Annotated in this window: 1 protein-coding gene; it reads left to right on the top strand. The window is 56.2% G+C overall.

Annotated features, from left to right (window positions below; all coding sequences use genetic code 11):
* A partial coding sequence (locus B7449_RS17565) for an ISL3 family transposase (RefSeq protein ID WP_082084937.1) occupies positions 1 to 1,593 on the top strand: 1,593 nt, incomplete at its 5' end.
* Positions 1,594 to 1,687 lie beyond the last annotated feature (94 nt).

Genomic DNA, 1,687 nt, shown 5'->3' with positions numbered 1-1,687 from the left:
GATCTTCCCCGTTCCCTCGTCGTTCGTCGTGTTGTTGCACTGGATAACAGAGTGGAGATCGAAGTCGGTCTGCGAAAACGGAGTGCAGTGTGTCCGGACTGTCAGTGCCCGACACGACGCATTCACAGTTTCTATCAGAGAAAACTCGCGGATCTTCCATGGCAGGGCCGTCCAGCCACGCTGATCGTTTCTGTGCCGCGCTTTTTCTGCCAGACGATGCTTTGTCCACGTCGGACGTTTGTCATGCCCCTTGAGGGGATAACCGTGCGTCATGGCAGACAGACCACACGTCTTGCCGATCTTCATTATTATATCGCCCATACCCTGGGCGGTTCCGCTGGAGCACGAATGACCGTGCGCCTGTGTTGCCCCATCAGCGCCGATACTCTTGTCCGCCGTCTTCTCTCACGTGCGCAGAACACCACAAAAGGCATGGCCCGTACACGTGTGGTGGGGGTGGATGACTGGGCATGGCGGCGGGGACATCACTATGGAACGATTGTGGTTGATCTTGAGAAAAATGATGTCATTGACCTCCTGCCAGATCGGGACGCTGATACCCTTGCCCGATGGCTGCAGGTCCATCCCGGTATTGAAATCATTGCCAGAGACCGTGCCGGTGCTTATGCAGACGGATGCCGCAGAGGCGCACCATCCGCTCTTCAGGTGACAGACCGCTGGCATCTGCTGAAGAACCTGTCAGACGCTTTTGTCAGCATTCTGGACCGTTTTACGACAACAGTGAGGACCCTGACACGACAGCTGAACGTATCAACGGCAGTAAGCAAAATATCTGAAACAATCAGAGCGCATCCAGAAGAGGCGCAGGCGGTCGTCAGGTCAGCCTCTGGGGAACGACGTGATATTCTTTTCAAGGAAGCTCTTGCCCTGAAAGCAGCGGGACACAGCATTCAGGCTATCGCCACAACGATCGGGGTAGAGAGAAAAACCGTGCGGCGCTGGTTTCAGCGGGGCCATGCACCACCATGGAAAAGGACGGTTCCGCCACGCAGCATACTCGTGCCTTACGCAGCCCACCTGGAAAAGAGATGGTCCGAAGGATGTCGCAATAGTCGTCAGCTATGGCGGGAACTCCTGGAGCAGGGCTTTGCAGGACAATATGGCACCGTCTGGAAATGGGTGGTAACGCGACAGGGATGTTCCGCGAAACCCGTTTCTTCCGCGCATGTCGCTCCACCTCTGGGACGCAGACTTGCGCGGCTTCTCCTTGCAGAGGATCCGCTATCTGCCGGACAGGAGGGACTGCTGGTTCCTGCCCTTCTGGAAGCCGAACCGCACCTTGCCGTCACACTCTGCTGGCTCAGGAAAATGCAGACCCTGCTCTGTAAAAAGGGTGACACCAGCACGGAAGGCGATCTGAAGGCTTTGCTCAAAGAAGGAAAGACGACGCTGCTGTCACGTCTGATTCCCGCGCTTGAACGGGATGCGGCTGCCATTGAAGCGTCTCTTGTCACGCCGTGGACAACCAGCCCGGTTGAAGGACAGATCAGCCGACTGAAAATGATCAAGCGCACCATGTTCGGAAGAGCAGGCTTCGAACTCCTCAGGGCTCGTGTCCTCCAGCCAGCATAACCAAAAACATCATCACGAAAAGTGCGGAAGAACCCAATTCCTGATGAAAAACCCGGGTCATGTATGGATGCCCGCGTTCGTGCAAGCAGATGCG

The organism is Komagataeibacter intermedius TF2, from assembly GCF_000964425.1.
Lineage (GTDB): Bacteria > Pseudomonadota > Alphaproteobacteria > Acetobacterales > Acetobacteraceae > Komagataeibacter > Komagataeibacter intermedius.
This window is presented reverse-complemented; position numbering and strand designations above follow the sequence as displayed.